Annotated in this window: 20 protein-coding genes, 2 tRNA genes and 1 other RNA gene; 11 read left to right on the top strand and 12 right to left on the bottom strand. The window is 65.2% G+C overall.

Translation table 11 applies throughout. From position 1 onward, the window contains the following. The first annotated feature begins 245 nt into the window (after positions 1-245). From M3B11_RS03770 to M3B11_RS03735, 8 genes are all read left to right on the top strand, one after another. Positions 246-437: a hypothetical protein gene (locus tag M3B11_RS03770; RefSeq protein ID WP_259875434.1), complete on the top strand. Its 192-nt coding sequence runs from the start codon at positions 246-248 to the stop codon at positions 435-437. Beyond that, complete coding sequence (locus M3B11_RS03765; protein ID WP_259875432.1) at positions 430-1,248, top strand: ATP-grasp domain-containing protein; 819 nt, start codon at positions 430-432, stop codon at positions 1,246-1,248. Before M3B11_RS03770 ends, M3B11_RS03765 begins: the two co-directional genes overlap by 8 nt. Before the next feature lie 49 nt (positions 1,249-1,297). Continuing rightward, positions 1,298-1,720: a hypothetical protein gene (locus tag M3B11_RS03760; RefSeq protein ID WP_259875431.1), complete on the top strand. Its 423-nt coding sequence runs from the start codon at positions 1,298-1,300 to the stop codon at positions 1,718-1,720. A gap of 52 nt (positions 1,721-1,772) precedes the next feature. Further along, positions 1,773-2,198 carry a hypothetical protein gene (locus M3B11_RS03755; RefSeq protein ID WP_061512423.1) on the top strand — a complete coding sequence of 142 codons (426 nt, stop codon included), beginning with the start codon at positions 1,773-1,775 and terminating at the stop codon, positions 2,196-2,198. Between the two features lie 114 nt (positions 2,199-2,312). Beyond that, positions 2,313-2,582, top strand: a complete 270-nt coding sequence (locus M3B11_RS03750; RefSeq protein WP_259875430.1) for a hypothetical protein — start codon at positions 2,313-2,315, stop codon at positions 2,580-2,582. A 241-nt stretch (positions 2,583-2,823) separates the two neighbouring features. Continuing rightward, positions 2,824-3,390: a metallophosphoesterase family protein gene (locus M3B11_RS03745; RefSeq protein WP_259875429.1), complete on the top strand. Its 567-nt coding sequence runs from the start codon at positions 2,824-2,826 to the stop codon at positions 3,388-3,390. Next, a complete protein-coding gene (locus M3B11_RS03740; RefSeq protein WP_259875428.1) occupies positions 3,387-3,917 on the top strand; it encodes a hypothetical protein in 531 nt (176 codons plus the stop codon). The genes M3B11_RS03745 and M3B11_RS03740 overlap by 4 nt, the downstream gene beginning before the upstream one ends. Beyond that, positions 3,914-4,828, top strand: a complete 915-nt coding sequence (locus M3B11_RS03735) for a hypothetical protein (RefSeq protein ID WP_259875427.1) — start codon at positions 3,914-3,916, stop codon at positions 4,826-4,828. Before M3B11_RS03740 ends, M3B11_RS03735 begins: the two co-directional genes overlap by 4 nt. A 178-nt stretch (positions 4,829-5,006) precedes the next feature. Here the strand turns inward: M3B11_RS03735 and ssrA are convergent. Continuing rightward, positions 5,007-5,389: a transfer-messenger RNA gene (gene ssrA, locus M3B11_RS03730) on the bottom strand. Between the two features lie 98 nt (positions 5,390-5,487). Here ssrA and M3B11_RS03725 point away from each other — a divergent pair. Together M3B11_RS03725 and M3B11_RS03720 are read left to right on the top strand one after the other, a co-directional pair. Then, the gene (locus tag M3B11_RS03725; RefSeq protein WP_259875426.1) at positions 5,488-6,465 is read left to right on the top strand and encodes a hypothetical protein; all 978 of its coding nucleotides are present in this window, start codon (positions 5,488-5,490) and stop codon (positions 6,463-6,465) included. Continuing rightward, positions 6,465-6,995 carry a hypothetical protein gene (locus M3B11_RS03720; RefSeq protein ID WP_259875425.1) on the top strand — a complete coding sequence of 177 codons (531 nt, stop codon included), beginning with the start codon at positions 6,465-6,467 and terminating at the stop codon, positions 6,993-6,995. Before M3B11_RS03725 ends, M3B11_RS03720 begins: the two co-directional genes overlap by 1 nt. Here the strand turns inward: M3B11_RS03720 and M3B11_RS03715 are convergent. From M3B11_RS03715 to dnaA, 11 genes are all read right to left on the bottom strand, one after another. Next, on the bottom strand, positions 6,988-8,124 hold the full coding sequence (locus M3B11_RS03715) for a site-specific integrase (protein WP_259875424.1): 1,137 nt from the start codon (positions 8,122-8,124) through the stop codon (positions 6,988-6,990). The genes M3B11_RS03720 and M3B11_RS03715 overlap by 8 nt on opposite strands. A gap of 119 nt (positions 8,125-8,243) precedes the next feature. Beyond that, a tRNA-Ala gene (locus tag M3B11_RS03710) sits at positions 8,244-8,316 on the bottom strand. A gap of 168 nt (positions 8,317-8,484) precedes the next feature. Next, positions 8,485-8,558, bottom strand: a tRNA-Ile gene (locus M3B11_RS03705). A gap of 131 nt (positions 8,559-8,689) precedes the next feature. Beyond that, positions 8,690-9,493 carry a DUF3566 domain-containing protein gene (locus M3B11_RS03700; RefSeq protein WP_259875423.1) on the bottom strand — a complete coding sequence of 268 codons (804 nt, stop codon included), beginning with the start codon at positions 9,491-9,493 and terminating at the stop codon, positions 8,690-8,692. Further along, the gene (gene gyrA / locus M3B11_RS03695; RefSeq protein ID WP_259875456.1) at positions 9,490-12,057 is read right to left on the bottom strand and encodes a DNA gyrase subunit A; all 2,568 of its coding nucleotides are present in this window, start codon (positions 12,055-12,057) and stop codon (positions 9,490-9,492) included. The genes M3B11_RS03700 and gyrA overlap by 4 nt, the downstream gene beginning before the upstream one ends. A gap of 182 nt (positions 12,058-12,239) precedes the next feature. After that, positions 12,240-14,237 carry a DNA topoisomerase (ATP-hydrolyzing) subunit B gene (gyrB, locus tag M3B11_RS03690; protein ID WP_259875422.1) on the bottom strand — a complete coding sequence of 666 codons (1,998 nt, stop codon included), beginning with the start codon at positions 14,235-14,237 and terminating at the stop codon, positions 12,240-12,242. Positions 14,238-14,433: 196 nt separating this feature from the next. Then, positions 14,434-15,180 (bottom strand): M50 family metallopeptidase, encoded by a 747-nt coding sequence (locus M3B11_RS03685; RefSeq protein ID WP_259875421.1) that lies wholly within the window; start codon positions 15,178-15,180, stop codon positions 14,434-14,436. Positions 15,181-15,193: 13 nt separating this feature from the next. Then, positions 15,194-15,712: a DUF721 domain-containing protein gene (locus M3B11_RS03680; protein ID WP_259875420.1), complete on the bottom strand. Its 519-nt coding sequence runs from the start codon at positions 15,710-15,712 to the stop codon at positions 15,194-15,196. Beyond that, complete coding sequence (recF, locus tag M3B11_RS03675; protein WP_259875419.1) at positions 15,699-16,847, bottom strand: DNA replication/repair protein RecF; 1,149 nt, start codon at positions 16,845-16,847, stop codon at positions 15,699-15,701. The genes M3B11_RS03680 and recF overlap by 14 nt, the downstream gene beginning before the upstream one ends. Beyond that, entirely contained in the window at positions 16,847-17,992 is a 1,146-nt protein-coding gene (gene dnaN, locus M3B11_RS03670) for a DNA polymerase III subunit beta (protein ID WP_259875418.1), read from the bottom strand. Before dnaN ends, recF begins: the two co-directional genes overlap by 1 nt. A gap of 555 nt (positions 17,993-18,547) precedes the next feature. Beyond that, entirely contained in the window at positions 18,548-20,080 is a 1,533-nt protein-coding gene (gene dnaA, locus M3B11_RS03665; protein WP_259875417.1) for a chromosomal replication initiator protein DnaA, read from the bottom strand. Positions 20,081-20,514: 434 nt separating this feature from the next. Here dnaA and rpmH point away from each other — a divergent pair, with 434 nt between their 5' ends. Then, positions 20,515-20,652, top strand: a complete 138-nt coding sequence (rpmH, locus tag M3B11_RS03660) for a 50S ribosomal protein L34 (protein ID WP_102162510.1) — start codon at positions 20,515-20,517, stop codon at positions 20,650-20,652. Positions 20,653-20,662 lie beyond the last annotated feature (10 nt).

The raw sequence follows: 20,662 nt of genomic DNA, 5'->3' as shown, positions 1-20,662 counted from the left end.
TTGCCCACGACCCGCACACCTCATTCAGCATCGGCGGCCCCCGACCCCGCCACGGTCGCCCACATGGAGGCCCAAGTCCTCGCTGAGCGCGCCGCCGACCTTGCCCGGAGAGAGCTGGGAACCGTTCTCACGCAGCGCTACCCTGCGCGCAGCCGCAGAGAAGCATCAGTGCTGCCAGGCGATCCATCCGGGCACAGTGCCTCACACCCCTCCAGTGAGACCATCGCCTGACACGAGGAGACACCATGAGCGCGCGACTGCCCACTGACAAGCTCGATCTTTCACGCCTGCGCGCCGATGTCGAACTGTGCCGCCGGTTGACCGGCACAGTGTATGCCGACACCGCGCCAGGCTATTACCCGGCCATGAACCGGATCTTCGCAGCAGTGGAGGCACTCGTCGACGAGCACCGAGCTGAGACCGACGCCCATGCCTGATCTCCCGCTGCGGGTGGTCGGCCCGCGCTGGATGGCCGCCGACCTCGGCGGAATCCACGACTACGGAACCGACGTACCGGAAGCACCCTGTGCCTTCTGGTGCTCGGGTGCGCATCTGGCTCGACTGCAAGCCTCCGGCTTCCCCATTCGCTTCTCCACCCCTGGCGGGATGGTGCCGGTGGCGGCGCTGCCCGCTGCACTGCGCGGCCGGCGCATCATCAATGGCACTGCCGATCAGCTCAGCCACGTCGCCTCAGTTCTGAAGCTGCCGGTCTGGGTCAAGCCCAACGATCTCAAGCTGCCGCAGCTGCCGGCGGTGCGGGCTGGCAACCGTGATGAGCTGGCACTGGCTGCACGAACGTTCAGCGCAGGCGGTCGCGATGAGCTCATGCTGGCTGTCTCCGAGTCCCTTGAGATAGGCGTCGAGGTCCGGCACGTTGTGCTCGACGCTCAGGTACGGTGCTCCGACGTCTACGCCGACGGTGCCGGGCGGTTCGGTCGTGAGGCTGCCCGCGCGCATCCGACACCCCGCCCGGCCGTCTGTGCGGCCGAGGCCGCTATCGCAGCCTGGCAGCACAGTGGATATGCCATGCCACGGGCTTACGTCATCGACACCGCGCTCACTCCCGCCGGCTGGATCGTCCTCGAGACCAACCCGGTTGCCTCCTCCGGATGGTTCTCATGGACACCACCGCCGGTGCTTGCCGAAGCCATCCGAGTCGGCCAGAACGACGACCCGGTCTTCGACTGGAGTGACCCGGCCGACTTCCTCATCGCGCACCCACTCTTCGGCAGGCGATCCGCTGATTGATACGGCCGCACACGTCATCTGCAAGCACACACGACTGCAAGGAGATACGGTGTCAGACATCGATCGCCCTACATGCCACCGGCTGGCCGAAGCCGCCGCAGAAGCCCTCATCGACAGGCACGAAATCGGTCTCATCGACGGAGAAACCGCCCTGGACGCATTCGCCTGGTCTCTTGGCGGTGGTCAGCTCAATTACGAGACAGCGCTTGTCGACTTTGTCGAAGAGCTCATCAGCACCGCTGAGCTGACCGTGCAGCCAGGGAGGAAGACGATGAGTGAGGACACCCCACGCTATCGCTTGACCTTCGAGGCTCACGAACCTGGGCGTGGCAGGGGCTCGCATGAGGTCACTGTAACCGCGCCCGATAAATCAACCGGCCAAGCGCGCGCTGCGCGCATCTTGCGCGATGTGAACGGGGCGACCGGCTCTATGGTCTGGACGCTGATCAGGATTGAGGAAACCACAGAGTAGAGGCTGCGCTGCGGCGATCCCACACCCCCATGACACAACGGAGGAGACCCCCATGTCAGGCAATGGACTTCTCATCCTGATCTACATGTTCTCGATCTATGTGCTGGCCTTCACCGGCATCACCATCGTCTCCGCTGCCGCCGGCAGCAAGGTCTGGATGTGCGGCAAGTGCGACCTCTCCTGGGCGAGAGATGACTACTGCTTTGCTCACACTCGGTCACGCTGGCATCAGCTCACCTGCCACCCAGGCGATGCTGGATGGCAGATCGCCGCTGTATGGCACGGGTGGGATCGCAGCGATCCTGCGGAACGGGCCAACTCCGACCGTCTGCGGCCAGTTCGTCTACCGGCTTCGATCCAGCTCATCGACCGCATGTCCTTCTTGCCGATCATCGGCTTCGCCATCCGCGTTGCCGCTGCACTCCGCGGCAGGCGCGCCCGATCCAAGCGTGATGACGCACTCCGCCGCAGGCAGTAAGGAACCTCAACAGAGCACATCGTGTCTCTGCGGCAGCACTGCCTGCGATCCGCACGGCCTAGATGTCCTCACACACCACTGGTGAAGCGCAGAAACCGACCACAGGGAGCCGCCATGACCACCGCTATCGCCACCGCTGATTTCGACACCGACTCATTCACCGTCCTGGCCACCATCTCAACCGGGTCGCTCGATACTCGCCGCATCGGCGTTGCATTCACCCCGGCCGGCTGGATCGCCCTCCGCGCCGAGGAGTACACCGACTTCGACGAGGACCTCGGTGACGACATCACCGGCGTCGAGTACTTCGCTGAGTCCGAGCCGGGCGACTACATGCGCGCTGTCGTCAGCGCGCGTGATGTTGCCGCCACCCATGGGGTTTGAGTGCAATGACACGCCGGCCAATCACCGCCCTGGCCGATGACCAACTCAGACGCGACCTCATCCGAGCCACCTCCGCGCTGGAGGACGCACCCGCTGCCACGGTGCTTGGCGATAACACTGAGCTGATCAGCCGAACCGACTTAGTCTGCCGGCTTGGCATCGAATCGGGTCTCAGGATCCTCAGCTGGCCCTCCCGACCGCAGGCGATCCCGTGCACCGAACGGGAAGACACCGAGTAGCTATGAGCACCAGATTCTTCACGTCCGACCTTCATCTCGGCCACGATTTCGTCGCCCGGACCCGCGGGTTCGACTCAGCTGATGAGCACGATGCAGCCATCCTCGACGCCTGGGCATCGACAGTCGGTGCCCGCGATCAAGTGTGGGTGCTTGGTGACCTGGCGATGAGCAACCATCGCCGGGCCATCGAGCAGATAGCGAAGCTGCCTGGAACCAAGCACCTCATCGCCGGCAACCACGACGCCTGCCACCCGATGCACCGGCGCGCCCATACTCGTCAGCGAGAGTACTTCGCAGCCTTCGAGTCGGTGCAGACGATGGCGACGATGAAGATCGCCGACCAGAAGGTGCTGCTCAGCCACTTCCCCTACACCGGCGACCATGCCGGCACCAACGATCGCTACCCGCATGTACGCCTGCGCGACGAGGGCTATCCGCTGCTGTGCGGCCATGTCCACGACGAATGGGCAATCCAGGAAGCACAGTTCAACGTCGGCGTGGACGTCGCTGAGGCATTCGCCCCGTTCGCCGAGCCCGCAATCGCCGCATGGCTGAAGGAGAGGACATGATGAACCGCAACTACAATGTGAGTGCCACCGCCTACGACACACCCGAGATCGTCGAGCTGCGCAAAGAGTTCGTCTCAGCACAGCAGGCGATGAGGGAATCGCAGCGGCAGTGGGCTGACCTGCTCGATGAGAAGAGCTCACGCTACACCAGCCTGGTCACAGCTCAGCGGCCGGAGTACCCGACTGCTAAGCAGATCGACGGTCTGGCGCGTATCGCCGCCTGGGTGCACAACGATACGCCCTACGGCAACACCCACGGACACCCCACTGACGAGAACAAGGCGGCCGGCCGCAGGCTGCCTGCAGGCGTCCGCTACTCCGCAGAGTGTCACCGCATCAACATCATGGCGAACGCACCGTTCATGACGGACAGCGCCTGCCGGATGTGGTCGCTGACGGATGAGGAGAAGGCATCCATGCGAGACATCCTGCACAGCCACAGCCTGCACATCGTCGACGAGTGGGCACATGACGACGGCATCGCCTTGATCGTCGCCTCTGCGAAGAACTCAGGGGGCAATCTGTGAGCACGAAGATCTACGACGCCTACCGACTGCCGGCTGGCACCGACCCATTTGCGCTGCCGCAGACGCTCAATGCGTACTTGCGCCCGATTCGCCTGCACCTGGAGGCCCAGCAGCTCGTCGATGAGGCGCTGCGCCTGATCGACGACTTCTCGATCCACCGCGACGTGAGCCTGATGCCCACGAGCGTGCTCGCCGCGAAGCAGGACCACAGTCTCTACAATCCGACGCGGCCGATGCTGGCAGCCGAGCGGATCCTGGCTGACCGTGAAGCCGAACGCAACCCCTCCGAGATCGGCCATGATGAGCATCGAGTCGAGGCCACAGTGCTCACGGACGGAGAGCGGATCTACATCAAGTTCTTTGTCGACCACCCGGAATTGCGGGCCGGTGTGAGCAGCCTCGCCGAGGAGCTGGGCTGGGAAGACTTCCACTACCAGAACCAGGCCGATCGTCCCGATGAGGTCAGCGACGACGAATGGGCCACGCGAGGGCAGGTGTGGAGCCGGATGCTCGGCACCGACACTTTCAGCGAGAGGGGCCTGAACTACAGCCTGCGCACCGGTTACAGGACGACGCGGTCGCTTTTCCAGTGCTCGGCCCAGGATGCGTTCGATGACTGTGTGACCGCCTCGAAGCAGCAGCGGCTGCAGCGGATGGTGCTCGGCGATGCCGTGAGGCTTTGGCGAGCCGAGGCCGATGACGACGAGCTGGACATCAGTGCGATGTTCGCAGCCTACGACCGTTTCGGAGCGGGCCTGAAGCAGCTGTCCGGCGAAAGCGAGTGGAAGGCCTGCCTGGCGCGGATGCGTGAGTTCACACCCGCCGAGCTCGTCCGCACGAATGAGGGGCCGGTCTATAGCCACGACCTCTCAGCGGCCGAACTGCGAAGCCTGGCTTCCACACTGCTGTGAGACCGTCACGACTTATCTGCGGGACGGCACCGCGCCCGGTCCGCGTGGCCAGGATGCTGACCCAGGGGTGAGAAACGCCAACAGGGGCCACACTCGATGTGCGGCCCCTGTTGAGATTCCCGAGACGATCACTTCCTCGCTGCAGTCTCCGCCATGGGTTTCCAGCCCCGGCAGTTGGTCGTGGAGGCGGCGGGAGTCGAACCCGCGTCCGAATGCGACTGTCTGACGGTTCTCCGGGCGCAGTCGGGATAGAAGCTGCCGGGTCTGCTTCCGACGAGCAGTGCTTCCCGGCCGTCCTGCCGTCAGCACCAGGTGGTGCCCTGGTCACAGCTGAGGCAGGAGGTCAGCTGCGACCCTGCCGGCAAGTGGACTGATGGACACCCTGCTGGCCTTGCCGGCGCTACCGGTGCAGGGTGCCCAGCTCAGGCCGCGAGGCCGAAAGCGGAGCGATGCAGTGTGGCATCTGAAGGGTGCTCGGTGGTGGATTAGCGAGGCGACCAGAGCGCACCTCGGCCCGCTGTCGAAAGACAGCATCGCACCCGTCGAAACCGTGACGCCCCCGTGAGAGATCAGTGGTCGAGAGTGCTGGTCACTATTCGATTGTGACTTGTATGTGTGCGGCAGATCCCCTGAATGGATCGCCCGCACACATACCGGGCATGAACGCAATCAACCGCATCCCTGCAGGAGTGCCCTCAGGCGGCCAGTTCGCCGAAGGGCGCAAGAGCGAAGCCGAGGGCCAGACACTGGCAGCCACCCCGGCCGAGGTCGAGCTCGACGACGGTGGCTTCGCCTGGCTCGCAGGCGAAGATCAGGTCTATGACGGCATCGAGGTCTGCCGCACCGATGACGGTCAGCTCGTGTGCACCCCGTATCTGAACGACAACCTGACGACCATGCACTTAAGCGATGAATTCGCTGATGCCAGCGATGAGGACAAGGAGCAGTACCTCGAAGAGCGCAGCCAGGTCATCGCCGATCACTACCGCTCAGCCTACGATGCCGAGATCAGCACCGACGACGGGCGCGGCCCGCACCGCATCGGCTTCCGCCCAGTGACCTTCGCCGACGCGCATGTCACCGAGGCAGAGATCGGCTCGAAGGTCTGGGATGAGTCGACAGTCCGCGACTACAACGCCCGGTCGTTCACGTCGTGGCGCTCCAGCGTCGATCACGATCTCGGCCAGGCGCTGGCCGACTACGACCGCAAGCCGTTGCCGCCGCAACCGCTGACCATCTCACCGCAGCGGCGCGAGGCCATCCGCGATCAGGTCCACGAAGCACTCGTCGACACGGCCGAACCGCATCCAGACGGCCCCGAGCTGACGAGTATCGACGACATCGACCCGGAATCGCGGCAGCGCATCGACGCGCGGCTCGATTCCTTCCTTGACGATCATTCCGGCGACATCGCCTATCTCGGTGAGCAGACCGATTATCAGATGACAGGCCGGACCACTGCTGCCGATGTTGCCCTGGCCTTCACCGGTGATGGCACTGGGCCAGGCTTCAAGGACGGCACCGACGGACTGTGCTCACAGGTGGCCGCCCGGCGACTCGACCGCAGTGCCGCTACCGGCAGCCGGCTGCGCTATGAGCCGGGCCGCGGCTACGTCTGGGGTGCTGGCAGCAGCTGATGAGTGCCGTCGTTCCCCCAAAGCCCGACCATCCTCCGCTGGTCGGTGCCGACCCGTTCGCAGATGCCGGACAGGGCCTGCCGCTGCGGGTGCAGCGCCAGCTGGCCGCCGAGCTTCCAGCAGCCGAGGTCGGCGTCGAAGTGCTGGCCGGGGTGCTGCGGTTCCTGCGCTTTGAAGCCGATGACCTGCTGATGATGAGCCGGACCCCGCTGCTGGCTGTCATCGTCGCACCCGGCAGGCAGCAGGTGACTGCCGCCGGTCTGCGTGAGCAGCTGGCCCTCCGTGGGATCGATGAGGCTGCCATCGAACAGGTTGCCGCCTCTGTACCCAGCCGCCGCTGGGGTCCGGTGGCAGGGATAGTGAGCCTGCCGGACCTGTTCACCGCTGACGGTCCAGTGCTGGATCCGGCGGTCTTTCACCGGGCGCTGCGCCTATCGCGCCGTTCTGGGGTGCCGGTCATCAGCATCGGGACGCAGACCGAGACCCGCGCGTGCCTCGGGCACCTCAACCCGGTCTGTCTCGTCAGCTGATGAGCGGCTCTGTCTGGTCGAACAACGATGTCGGCGCGCTGCGTGAGAGCGTGTTGAGCGCGCTGACGGCCACTGCACCGTAGTCAGGACGCAGATGGCCGTAGCGGTCGACGGTGGTCTTGATGGACTCATGTCCCAGCCGGCGCTGGACGAGCAGTAGGTCCAGGCCCTGCTGGATGCACCAGGAGGCGTGGGTGTGCCGCAGGTCGTGGGGTGTGATGCCGGGCAGGCCGGCTTTTTCGCGCGCCGGATCCCAGTAGCGCTCCCTAAAGCGGGAGTTGATGACGTAGTTGCCTTCGACGGTGGGAAACAGAATGTCCGATGAGCTGGCGCATCGACCCATTGCATTGCGTGCGGCGGTCGCTGCCGGTGCCGGCAGGGAGACCATGCGGCGTCCGGCCTTCGACTTCGGCGGGCCGACACGGCGCTTGGCCCCCGCACCGACGCGGGCTTTGTTGACGCTGACGTGGAGGTCACCTGCGACCTGCTGGATGTCGGAGGCGCGCAGGGCTTCCATCTCGCCATAGCGCAGACCTGTCCAGGCCATGAAGGTCACCATGTCGCGGTAGTGCTGGTGGAAACAGGACACGAAGTGCTTGACCTCGCTGACGGTTAGGAACCGCTCATCGCCTTTCGGCACCGACGGCAGCCGGATGCCTGCTGCGGGGCTCATATCGATCAGCTTGTCGCGCACGGCCATCGACAGAGCTGGGGAGACGACGCCCATGATGTTGTGGACGGTCTTGGCTGCCAGCCCGGACTGAGCCCAGGTCTGGACGGCTTCATCGAGGTCGGCGGGTCTGAGCTCGGCGATGGGCTGGTAGCCGATCACCGGGTCGATGTGCCGGGCCAGGAGGGATCGGTACTTCGACTTCGTATCCTCGGTCCCGCGTGAGGTCGAAATCCAGCGGGCGGCGACTTCGGTCAGGGTCGCGCCTTCTCGTTTGGTCTGGGCGAACTGCAAGGTGGCCTTCTGGCGGTCGCCGCCAGATGCCTCGATGAGGTGTTTGAATCCTCGGGCATCGGATTCGCTTTCGAAGGTCGCAGTCTGCCGCCTGCCGGATTCGTACCACCTGACGCGGTAGCGGATGCGGCCGCCCTTCATCGGTCTCAGATCAATTGTCGCCATGCCTGAAACTATGCCGGCAAGGGGTCCAAAAGTCGGTTCTGTGGACCTGCTGGGAACATCTGTGGACCTATCGGTGGCCCCGTGGAAACGTTTTCCCTGGTCAGAGACCTGTTATTCGGTGGAGGTAAGGGGACTCGAACCCCTAACCCTCTGCTTGCAAAGCAGATGCGCTACCAATTGCGCCATACCCCCGAGGGTGGGTCTATTCTACACCTGGTCAGTGTAGGACGACCACTGTTCGTGTTGCCGGCGGCGGTTGCCCCGGAACACCGCCAGCACTCCTGCAAGAGCAGAGAGGACGCCGGTCAGCGTCAACCACTTCTTCACGTCATCTCCCGATGTCCGTTTCGAATGATTGCGTGGGCCTAAGAGGACTTGAACCTCTGACCTCTTCGTTATCAGCGAAGCGCTCTAACCGCCTGAGCTATAGGCCCGTGTGGGATGACCCGAGGAACCAATATACACACTGCCCCCGGCCAGTGCAAAATCGGCTTCTCACCTGCATTGCAGAGGCCGGCACGGCGCTGCCTGCGCCGCACCGGCCCGTACGGAGAATGACTGCCGATCAGTCGTCGGTGAGCTTGAGGTGGAAGCCGCCGACGAGCGTCGATCCGATGTTGTACAGGATCGCGAACAGCGTCGACAGTGCGGTCATCAGCACCATGTTCACCAGGGCGAGGATGATGGCGAACGACAGCACGCGCCAGAGCGTGAACATGCCGATGACCTTGTCGGCACCCTCGGTGCCGGCCAGCTCGGTCAACGTCGACTGGATGCCGCTGAGCGTGCCGGTGGCCTGCAGCACGAGCCACAGGACGAGAGCTGCGATGACGGTGGCGATGCCGATCGCCAGCGACAGCAGCAACGACATCTTCGCGACCGACCACGGGTCCACGGTGGCAACAGTGAGCCGCACCGTGCGCGGGCCCTTCTTCTTCGTCTTGCCGCTCATCCGCACCGGTCCTGCCGAGGCGCGCACGGAGCCGTCAGCCGTGGCGGCCTGCTCCTCCCGGACGCCGGCGATGCGCGCGGTGCCCGAGGGCCCGGAGCCCGATGCTTCCGCACTGCGGGGGCCCGATCCGGTTGTCTGGTTCGGTCCTGAACCCACTGCCGAGGCGGCTGTCCCGCTGGGATTGCTGCCCGCCTCGGTGCCGGGGCCGGCCTTGAGCCGGGTGGTGCCCGCCTTGACGCTGCGCGGTTTGCCCGCCCCGCTGCCGGGGTGCTTGCCGCTGGAGACGGCGGTGCTCGTCGTCGTCTTCGCCGTGCCCGAGGCGGAGGTCTCGGAGTTGCCGTTGCCGCTGGCAGACAGGCGGGTCGAGCCGGATGAGGCCCGGATCACCTTGGCGGGTTTCTGTTCGCTGTCAGTCATGCTTGTCCTTCATCCTCGCGCGCCATCTCTGCGGCTTCGGCTGCCGCCTCGGCCTCAGCATCGACCGGGGTTTCGGCTTCGTCCTCGACGACCTTCTCCGGGCCCCGGGTGACGGCGATGATGCGATCGTTCTTTCCCGGTTTCGCAAATACTACTCCCATAGTATTGCGTCCCTTGGCGGGCACCTCGTCGATCGAGGACCGGACCACCTTACCGCGCTCCATGACGACGAGCACTTCCTCACCATCGGAGACGATGAGCCCGCCGACCAGATCGCCGCGCTGTTCGGTGATCTTGGCGACCTTGATGCCGAAGCCGCCGCGGCCCTGCAGCCGGTACTCCTCGATCGGGGTGCGCTTGGCGAATCCGGCTTCGGTGACGACGAAGACGTAGCTGTCCGGAGTCATGACATCCATCGTCAGCAATTGGTCGTCGTCCTTGAACTTCATGCCGGTGACACCCGAGGTGGCACGGCCGATCGGCCGGATCGACTCATCGCTGGCCTTGAACCGGATCGACATGCCCTTCCGCGAGACGAGCAGCAGATCGTCCTCAGGTGAGACGAGGCGAGCGGAGACGAGCTCATCGGGCACACCGGGGGTGATCTCGCGCAGGTTGATCGCGATGACCCCGCCGGTGCGGTTGGAGTCGTACTCGACCAGCCGGGTCTTCTTCACCAGGCCGGACTTCGTTGCCAGTGCGAGGTATTCGGCTTCGTCGTAGTCGCGGATCGACAGCACCTGGGCGATCGTCTCATCCGGTTGCAGCGCCAGCAGGTTCGCCACGTGCTGGCCCTTGGCGTCACGGGATCCCTCGGGCAGCTCATAGGCCTTCGCACGGTAGACCCGGCCGGTGTTGGTGAAGAACAGCAGCCAGTTGTGCGTCGAGGTGACGAAGAAGTGGTCGACGACGTCATCACCGCGCAGCCGCGCACCGGTGATGCCCTTGCCGCCGCGATGCTGGGCGCGGTAGAGCGCCGACTGGGTGCGCTTGGCGTACCCGCCGCGGGTGATCGTGACGACGACCTCCTCCTCGGGGATGAGGTCCTCCATCGAGACATCGCCGTCGAAGCCGGCGAGGATTCGGGTGCGGCGGTCATCGCCGTAGCGGTCGACGATGTCCTGCAGCTCCTCGGAGACGATCTCGCGCTGCCGGGCCGGGGTGTCGAGGATGTGGTGGTATTCCTTGATGAGCTCCTCGATCTTCTTGGCCTCTTCTTCGATCTTGAGGCGTTCGAGGGCGGCCAGACGACGCAGCTGCAGATCGAGGATCGCGTTCGCCTGGATCTCGTCGACATCGAGCAGCTCCATCAATCCGCTGCGCGCCTCGTCGGAGGACGGTGAGCGGCGGATGAGCGCGATGACCTCGTCGAGGGCGTTGAGGGCCTTGAGGTAGCCACGGAGGATGTGGGCGCGCTCCTCAGCCTTCTTCAGGCGGAACTTCGTGCGCCGGACGATGACGTCGATCTGGTGCTTGACCCACAGCCGCAGGAACGCGTCGATCGACAGGGTGCGAGGCACATTGTCGACCAGGGCGAGCATGTTCGCTGAGAAGTTCTCCTGCAGCGAGGTGTGCTTGTACAGGTTGTTGAGCACGACCTTGGCCACGGCGTCACGCTTGAGCACGATGACCAACCGCTGGCCGACACGGCCTGAGGACTCATCGCGCAGGTCGGCGATGCCGGCGACCTTGCCGTCCTTGACGTAGGAGGCGATCTTGGTGGCCAGCGAGTCGGGATTGACGAGGTAGGGCAGCTCCGTGACGACGAGGCAGGTCCGTCCCTGGATCTCCTCGACCTCGACGACGGCGCGCTGAGTGATCGACCCGCGCCCGGTGCGGTAGGCGTCCTCGATGCCCTTGCGGCCGAGGATCGTGGCGCCGTTGGGGAAGTCGGGGCCCTGCACGATGCCGAGGATCGCCTCCAGGGCTTCGTCCTTCTCCGCCTCGGGGTTGGCCAGCAGCCATTGGGCGGCTTTGGCGACCTCCCGCAGATTGTGCGGCGGGATGTTCGTCGCCATGCCCACGGCGATGCCGGCCGAGCCGTTGACGAGCAGGTTGGGGAACCGGGCGGGCAGGTAGACCGGCTCGGTGTTGCGCCCGTCGTAGTTGTCCTGGAAGTCGACGGTGTCCTCTTCGATGTCGCGGACCATCTCCATGGCCAGCGGCGCCATCCGGCACTCGGTGTATCGCGGGGCTGCGGCACCATCGTCGCCGGCGGAGCCGAAGTTGCCCTGACCGGCGATGAGCGGGTAGCGCATCGCCCACGGCTGCACGAGGCGTACGAGCGCATCGTAGATCGCCGTGTCGCCGTGCGGGTGGTAGTGGCCCATGACGTCGCCGACGACGCGCGAGCACTTGTTGAAGGAGCGGTCCGGCCGGTAGCCGCCGTCGTACATCGCGTAGAGCACGCGGCGGTGGACGGGCTTGAGGCCGTCGCGCACATCCGGCAGCGCACGCCCGACGATGACGCTCATCGCGTAGTCGAGGTAGGAGCGCTGCATCTCCAGATTGAGGTCGACCTTCTCGACGCGGGCGGCGACGGGGGTGCCGGTCTCCGAGGAGATCACGGGGCCGTCCTCGGGCTGCTGGTCGCCTGGCTGGGTGTTGTCAGTGTCATCGGCCACGGGGCTGTTTACCTCTTGTATTCATCAGTCGTGTGCAGAAACTCTTCAATGGCATCCGGCCTGCTGCCCCGCTCCCGAGGCGGTGGGAGTCTGGGATGCCGGCGGCAGGCCGGGCCGGTGGATCAGATGTCGAGGAACCGGACGTCCTTGGCGTTCTCCTGGATGAACTGGCGGCGGGATTCGACATCCTCACCCATGAGCACGGCGAAGATCTCATCGGCCTTCATCGCGTCATCGAGGGTGACCTGCTTGAGCAGCCGGTAGTCCGGGTTCATCGTCGTGTCCCACAGTTCGCTGTAGTTCATCTCGCCCAGACCCTTGTAGCGCTGGATCGCCTGATCCTTCGGCAGCCGCTTGCCCGAGGCGCGGCCGTCGGTGAGCAGGGCATCGCGCTCCCGGTCGGAGTAGGCGTATTCGTGTTCGGCGTTCGACCACTTGATCCGGTACAGCGGCGGGGTCGCAAGGTACACGTAGCCGTGCTCCACCAAGGGGCGCATGTAGCGGAAGATGAGCGTCAGCAGCAGCGTGGCGATGTGCTGGCCGTCGACATCGGCGTCGGCCATCAGCACGATCTTGTGATAGCGCAGCTTGTCGAGGTCGAACTCCTCGCCGATCCCGGTGCCGAAGGCGGTGATGAGCGACTGCACCTCCTGGTTGCCCAGGGCGCGGTCGAGGCGGGCCTTCTCGACGTTGAGGATCTTGCCGCGGATCGGCAGGATCGCCTGGTGGATCGCGTCGCGACCCTGCAGCGCCGACCCGCCGGCGGAGTCGCCCTCGACGATGAAGATCTCCGAGACCGTCGGATCCTTCGACTGGCAGTCGCGCAGTTTGCCGGGCATGCCGGAGGATTCGAGCAGGCCTTTGCGGCGGGTGGCCTCACGGGCCTTGCGAGCGGCCATCCGGGCCTGCGAGGCCTGGATCGCCTTGCGCACGACCTCCTTGGCCTGTGCCGGGTTCGATTCGAGCCAGTGGCCGAGCTCATCGCGGACGATGCGCTGGACGAAGGTCTTGGCTTCGGAGTTGCCCAGCTTCGTCTTCGTCTGGCCTTCGAACTGCGGTTCGCCCAGCTTGACGGACACGACGGCGGTGAGTCCCTCGCGCACATCGTCGCCGGTGAGGTTCGCGTCCTTCTCCCGCAGCAGCTTCTGCTCGCGAGCGTAGGCGTTGATGAGGCTGGTCAGCGCGGTGCGGAAGCCCTCCTCATGGGTGCCGCCCTCATGCGTGTTGATGGTGTTGGCGTAGGTGTGGACGGATTCGGCGTAGGAGCTCGTCCACTGCATGGCGACCTCGAGCGCGATCTGCTGCTCGGTGTCCTCGGCTTCGAAGGCGATGACGTCGTCGTGAACTGTTTCGGTCTTCTTCGTCGCCGTCAGGTGCTCGACGTAGTCGAGCAGCCCGTTGGCGTACAGGTAGGTGACGCTGCGCGGTTTGACCTCGGCAGTGTCCTCGGCTTCGAGCTGGACGTCGTCATCGTCGATCTCCTCAGACCGCTCATCGGTCAGCGAGATCTTCAGGCCCTTGTTGAGGAAGGCCATCTGCTGGAACCGCGAGCGCAGCACCTCGAAGGTGAATTCGGTGGTGTCGAAGATCTCCGCATCCGGCCAGAAGGTGATGATGGTGCCGGTCCTGTCGGTCTCCTCGCCCTTGGTGACCTCACCGGTGGGCACGCCGCGGCGGTAATCCTGCCGCCACACATGGCCGTCGCGGTGGACCTCGGCGTCGAGACGTTCGGACAGGGCATTGACGACAGAGGAGCCCACCCCGTGCAGACCGCCGGAGACAGCGTACCCGCCGCCGCCGAACTTGCCGCCGGCATGCAGGATCGTCAGCACGACCTGCAGCGTGGGTATGCCCTCGGTCGGGTGCATGGCCACCGGGATGCCGCGGCCGTTGTCGGTGACCTGAACGGAGCCGTCAGCGCGGATGACGACCTCGATGTGGTCGCAGTATCCGGCGAGCGCCTCGTCGACGGAGTTGTCGACGATCTCGTAGACAAGGTGATGCAGGCCGCGCTCGGAGGTGGAGCCGATGTACATGCCGGGCCGTTTGCGAACCGCTTCGAGTCCCTCGAGAACGGTGATATCACCGGCATCGTATTCCCGGTTCTCCTCAGTAGCCATGTGTCTCCTTGTCACAGTTGAACAACCCTGCCCATTCTACCTGCTCGCGCGGCAAGATCATGCCCTGCGCGGCCCGCAATCGGCCTTTTTCCATGTTTTCAGCCCAGCAAACGTACTCCGACTCGTCTCAAGGGCTCTCAACGGCTCTCAACGCGGTCTGCGGACTCGCGCTTCCGGTTCAGGCCAGCACCTGGAGTCAGGTCAGCACCTGGAGATAGTGCCACACACCCCAGGCGCTCAAGGCGGTGAATCCGGCCATCGTGAGGAACATGAGCACGATCCACACACCGGCCGGCACGCGAGTGGCGCGGGCGAGGATTGCGGCATCGGACTGGCCGCGATCGCCGCGGGCGTGGGCTGCGAGCAGGTTGCCGAATGCCTTCCACGCCCCGAGCAGCAGGAAGAGCCCGGCGCCGAGTGCGGCATAGGAGGCGATGACCGGCGGTGCCCAGAACACCAGGAACCCGGCGAGCGCGGCGGTCAGTGCGGTGACGGCCACAGCGAGGAACCCGCGCATGAAGACGAGCGAGACGACGAGCAGCACGGCCGCGGCCGCCAGGGCTGGGGCCGGATAGCCGAACAGGGCGGCGAAGATGAGCAGCGAGCCGATGAGTGCCGGTGCCGGGTAGCCCCAGAAGGTCATCCACGGCGCGGAGGTGCCGGTGCCGCGGGAGAGCGCGAGCCCAGATTGGTCGGGTGCGATGCGGATCGCCAGTGATCTGCGGCCGAGCATGAGTCCGGCGAAGCCGTGCCCGAGTTCGTGGACGATGGTGACGATGAGGCCGGTGAGCCGCCACATGGCGCGGGGCACGACGAGCATGGCGGCGATGATCGCGCCGATGAGCAGGAAGACGATGGTGCCGTGCGCAGGCGGGGTGTGGGCTGTCAGCCGCTCGAGCAGCTCGCCGGTGCGCATCTGGGCAAGGAGGATGGTGACAGGCATAGCGCTGTGGAGTCTATCCGTAGGTGTCTCGAGGACCCCGACCTCTGACTGAGCGTCTGCCGTGTTTCCACGACCGCTGCACCGGTCCGATGATCTCGATGTCGTCGATGATGCGGCGGCCGAGTTCGCGCTCGAACCGATCGAGCAGCTGGCTGCGCAGGATCGTCAGCTGGGTCGCCCACGTCGTCGAGGAGGCGCGGATGACGAGCACCGGCGGATCGAACTTCTCCGGAGTGCAGTGGGCGGCGACGTTCTTGCCGACGAGCTCCGGCCAGCGGCCGAGCACTGCCCCGACGTCGAGGTTGTTCGTCCAGCCCTGGGTCTTCACCAGCGCTGTGAGGCTCGAATCCAGTGGCTGCGGATCGCGCGGGTCCGGCCGGGCGGAGGTGTAGGCGATCTCCGCTCGCCGTAATCCGGCCAGGCTGCGGCGCGGTCCGTGCGACGGCGGCCGGAACGCGGAGTCAGCCATCCGCCTGATCCGGTCGAGGGCCTCCAGGCTGGCGACGGGCACGAGGTGCTCAGGACTGCTCATCGGCTGACGCCCCGGCGACGTGTTCGGGCAGGTCGACGATGCGCCCGCTGAGATTGTCCGGAATGTCACCGGCGACCGCGGCGGTGATGAGCACCTGTTCGGCCCCGTCGATCCGCTCGGCGAGCCGGCTGCGGCGATCGGCGTCGAGTTCGGCGAAGACGTCATCGAGCACGAGCACCGGCTGTTCGTCCGGTGCCCCGTCTTCACCGCTGAGCAGCTCCCAGCCGGCCAGCTGCAGGGCCAGGGCCAGTGACCAGGACTCCCCGTGTGAGGCGTACCCTTTGGCCGGCACTCCCCCGATGCGCAGTTCGACGTCATCGCGCTGAGCCCCGACGAGGGTGAGCCCGCGCTCGATCTCGACCCGGCGCCGCTGCGTGAGCCCGGCGACGACGGCCTCGGCGGCGGTGCGGGCATCGTGGATGCCGCGGTAGTCGAGACGGGACACGTAGTCGAGGTCGACCTGCTGGCGGGCATCCGCGGCACCGGAGGCGATGTGGGCGAAGGCGGCAGTGACCGGCGCACGCAGCTCTGCGAGCAGCTGCCGGCGGCCGAGCACGAGCTGAGCGTTGGCCTCGGCGAATGCCTCATCCCAGATGTCGAGCGTGGCCTCCAGGCCAGGATCCCGGTTCGAGCGCAGGCTCTTGAGCAGCGCGTTGCGCTGGCGCAGGGCCCGCTGGTGATCGGCAATGACTCCGGCGAAGCGCGGCTGGCGGGCGATGAGCAGGTCATCGAGGTACTGCCGGCGCTCGGCCGGATCGCCCTTGACAAGGGCGAGGTTCTCAGGGGCGAAGACGACAGCGTGGACGAGGCCGAGGACATCGCGGGCGCGCACCGGCGAGCGGTTGATGCGGGCAAGGTTTGCACCCTTGGATCTGATCGTCACCTCGAGGGTGACCTGGCGGGCGCCGCGGTGGGCGAGTGCGGAGATCGTCGCCTGTTCGGCCCCGGTGCGCACGAGCGGCTGGTCGCCGGCCACGCGGTGGGAACGCAGTGCGGCGAGGTAGCCGATCGATTCGACGAGATTCGTCTTCCCCCAGCCGTTGGGCGCAACGAAGGTCGTCACACCCGGCTGCAGATCAAGGCTGAGCTGCGGATAGGAGCGGAAGTCGCGGAGAAGAAGTCTCGAAACCCACATCAGAACCGCATGACCGGCATGAGCAGGTAGCGGTAGGAGGTGTCGAGTTCGCTGTCGGCTTCGTCCTGGCCGGAGATCACGACCGGCTTCTTCGGCTCGGTCATGGAGAACCGAACGTAGGGCTTGTCGATGGCGGCCAGGCCCTCGGCGATGAAGTGCGGGTTGAAGCCGGTGGAGATGTCCTCACCGCTGATGTCGACCGGCAGCGATTCGCTGGCCTGGGCGTCGTCGCCGGCGCCGGCGCGCAGGGTGAGCGCACCGTCGGCGAACTCGAACTTGATCGGCGTGTTGCGCTCGGCGACAAGGCTGACGCGGCGCACGGCCTCACGCAGCGTGGCGGTTGCACACACGGCGGTGATGGCGACGTCCTTGGGGAACAGCGAGCGGACCTTCGGGTAGTCGCCCTCGACGAGCAGCGAGGTCGTGACCCTGCCGTTGGCGGAGAAGGCGAGCATCTCCTTGCCCCCGGATTCCGCCAGCGCGATCTCGACGTCCCCGCCCATCGCCTTCGCGGCGTCGGAGAGGGTCCGGCCCCTGACGAGGGCAGTGGCTGAGAAGTCCGGGCGGCGCGGGTTCCAGGTGAATTCGCGCACGGCCAGGCGGTAGCGGTCGGTGGCCAGCAGGGTGATCGTCTCGCCTTCGATCTCGACCCGGACCGAGGTGAGGATCGGCAGCGTGTCGTCCTTGGAGGTGGCGATGGTGGCCTGGGAGACAGCGTGCTGGAAGTCGCTGGAGGCGACCATGCCCGACGTCGCGGGAATCTCCGGCAGGGCCGGGTACTCCTCGACGGGCATCGTCATGAGCGCGAAGCGGGACGAACCGCAGGTCAGCGACACCTTGTTGTCCTGCTGTTCGAGGATCACCGGCTGGTTGGGCAGCGCCTTGGCGATCTCGGCCAGCAGCCGGCCGGAGACGAGAACCGTGCCGGCGGATTCGACCTCAGCGGCGATCTCAGCACGTGAGGAGACCTCGTAGTCGAAGACGGCCAGCTGCACCGAGCCGCTGGCATCGGCGGTGATGAGGATACCGGTGAGAACGGGAACCGCAGGACGCTGTGGGAGGCTCTTGGTCGCCCAGGTGACAGCCTCGGCCAGGACGTCGCGATCGACTTTGAACTTCACGGGCTGCGCTGCGTCGGTGTTCACGATTCTCCTGCGGTATCGAGGGTGCTGGCCGGTGTGGTGAATGGGCTTCTGCCGTGCCCTGGAGGCGGACACGACAGCGCACTGAAACTTTACACCGGGCTATCGGCGTGGGCAATTGCATGGACGCCGAAATCGTGGTTGACCTGGAGCTTTGTCAGTGCTCCGATCACAAGCACCATGTCACGCGGCAACGAGGATGTCACGTCTCTATCGGGTCACCTGGCTGCTGGGTCGTTCGCTTGTGCACAGTCCGCCGAGCAATGAGCGGTGCGCTCGGGAAACTTGATGGATGAATAGGCAGTCGTGTCAGTAGCGTCTGTGGATCCTGTGTAATCACATCGGTGTCATCGAGCATCCACGCCCTGAGTGCCCGATTCACTCCGGTGGATGAGCTGTTGACGAACCCTGTACGTCGCTCCACACCCGGTAGATCACACCGATATGCTTCCACACGCGTCCACCGACAGACCGGCACCATACACCGCTCGAACCCCGTTGTGAACCCCTTTGCACACAGAGTTTTCCACAACTGTGAAGATGAAATTCGGTGTCGTTTCACAGCCGGTGCTGCTGTTTGATCCGGTTTGTCAGCTCGGTGACCTGCGTATAGAGATTGCGCCGTTCGGCCATCTGCGTGCGGATCTTCTTGTTCGCATGCATGACCGTCGTGTGGTCACGGCCGCCGAACTCCTGGCCGATCTTCGGCAGCGACAGATCGGTGAGCTCACGGCACAGATACATGGCGATCTGCCGGGCAGTCGTCAGCGTCCGCGACCTGCTTGAACCGCACAGATCCTCGAGCGTGAGCCCGAAGTATGCTGCGGTCTGTCCCATGATGTCGGTCGCGGTGATCTCCGGGGTGTCCTCATGGGTGATGTAGTCCTTGAGCACCGTCTCGGCCAGGGACATGTCGATCTCCTGGTCGTTGAGATTGGCAAAAGCTGTCAGCCGCACGAGCGCTCCTTCGAGCTCGCGGATGTTCGAGGACACGCGTGAGGCGATGTACTCCAGGACGTTGTCAGGGACCTGCAGCCCCTCGGCGATCGACTTGTTGCGCAGAATCGCGAACCGGGTCTCGAGATCCGGCGGCTGCACATCGGTCAGCAGCCCCCACTCGAAGCGCGAGCGCAGCCGCTCCTCGAAGCCCTTGAGCATCTTCGGCGGCTGGTCGGAGGTGATGACGACCTGTTTGTGCTCATTGTGCAGGGCATTGAAGGTATGGAAGAACTCCTCGACGGTGGCGTCCTTGCCCTGCAGGAACTGGATGTCATCGATCATGAGGATGTCGACTTCGCGATAGCGGCGCTGGAACTTCGGCCGCAGCGAACCGGAGGTCGAGGAGCCGATGGTGTTGATGAAGTCATTGACGAACTCCTCGCTGGAGACGTACTTGACCCGGATGTTGGGATACAGCTGCGCGGCATAGTGCCCGATCGCGTGCAGCAGGTGGGTCTTGCCCAGTCCCGAATCGCCGTAGATGAACAGCGGGTTGTAGGCCTTGGCCGGGGATTCGGCCACGGCGAAGGCGGCAGCGTGAGCGAAGCGGTTCGAGGAGCCGATGACGAAGGTGTCGAAGGTATACCTCTCATTCAGCTGGCTGACGCCGCCGGCATGATCCTCCGGTGCCGGCGTGAGGACTTCCTCGATCGCGGCATCCTCGATCTCGGCCGTCGTCGGCGCTGGGGTCCCCGCGGCCGAGGCGGTGGATGCGCTGTCAGCCGGAGCAGCTGTGGCAGTCGGCGCCGCGGGCGTGGCAGCGGGAGGCTCGACCGGGCTGTCGACGGGGCTCTCGCGGGTGGCCAGCGGCGGATCGAGGTCAGGTTCGATCGCAATGGCGAAGCTGACCTCGTGACCGAGGACGGAGGAGAACTCGGCCGCGAGCGGCTCGCGCAGGTTGCGCTCGAGCGTCGAACGGGTGAGGTCGTCGCGGACTGAGAGGACCACAAGGTTGTCCCCGACCATGGCCTTGGGCACCGCCAGCTGCAGGAAGCCCTTCTGCTGGGCGGTGATCGTCGGGTTGTTCAGCAGATTCGCCAGCACCGTGTGCCAGGTGGTCAACAGGTGTTCGGTGTCCGTGTTCTCGGGCATGGACACTCCCTCCTCAGCTGTGGATAACAAGGGGACATCACTTCCACATAGTTTTCCACAGACGGTGGAAAAAAACGACAGAGGTGCGGAAAGCATCCACATCGGTGGAGAAACGTGTGGAAAATACATCGTTGTGAGTTGTGGACGTGCTTGTTCATGGCACGATGTGGATTCAGGTTGACCGCAGTGCGACGCCGGAATGTCCCATTCGTCACCCGGTGCAGCCGAGTTTGACCCTGCCCGTCTGGCACTCGTAAACTTGGGTGTCCTGTGTTGCGGGCCCACTTGAGTTGTGATGAGCGAACTTCCCCGTTTGGCCACTCGGCGCAGGAGCGTCACCACCGGCTGCGCTCGCAAGAGGTGAGACCAGCTGCGTGCGAACCGCCCGCATTCCTGCGGCGGCTGAAAGCAACAACAGATAGACGGAGACACTCGTGAGCAAGCACACTTTCCAGCCCAACAACCGCAAGCGCTCGAAGAAGCACGGCTTCCGCCTGCGCATGCGCACCCGCGCCGGCCGCGCCGTTCTGGCTGCCCGCCGCCGCAAGGGACGCAAGGCCCTCTCGGCCTGAGTGCCGCAGT

Origin of the sequence: Brevibacterium sp. p3-SID960, from assembly GCF_025144725.1 — a bacterium.
GTDB lineage: Bacteria > Actinomycetota > Actinomycetes > Actinomycetales > Brevibacteriaceae > Brevibacterium.
This window is presented reverse-complemented; position numbering and strand designations above follow the sequence as displayed.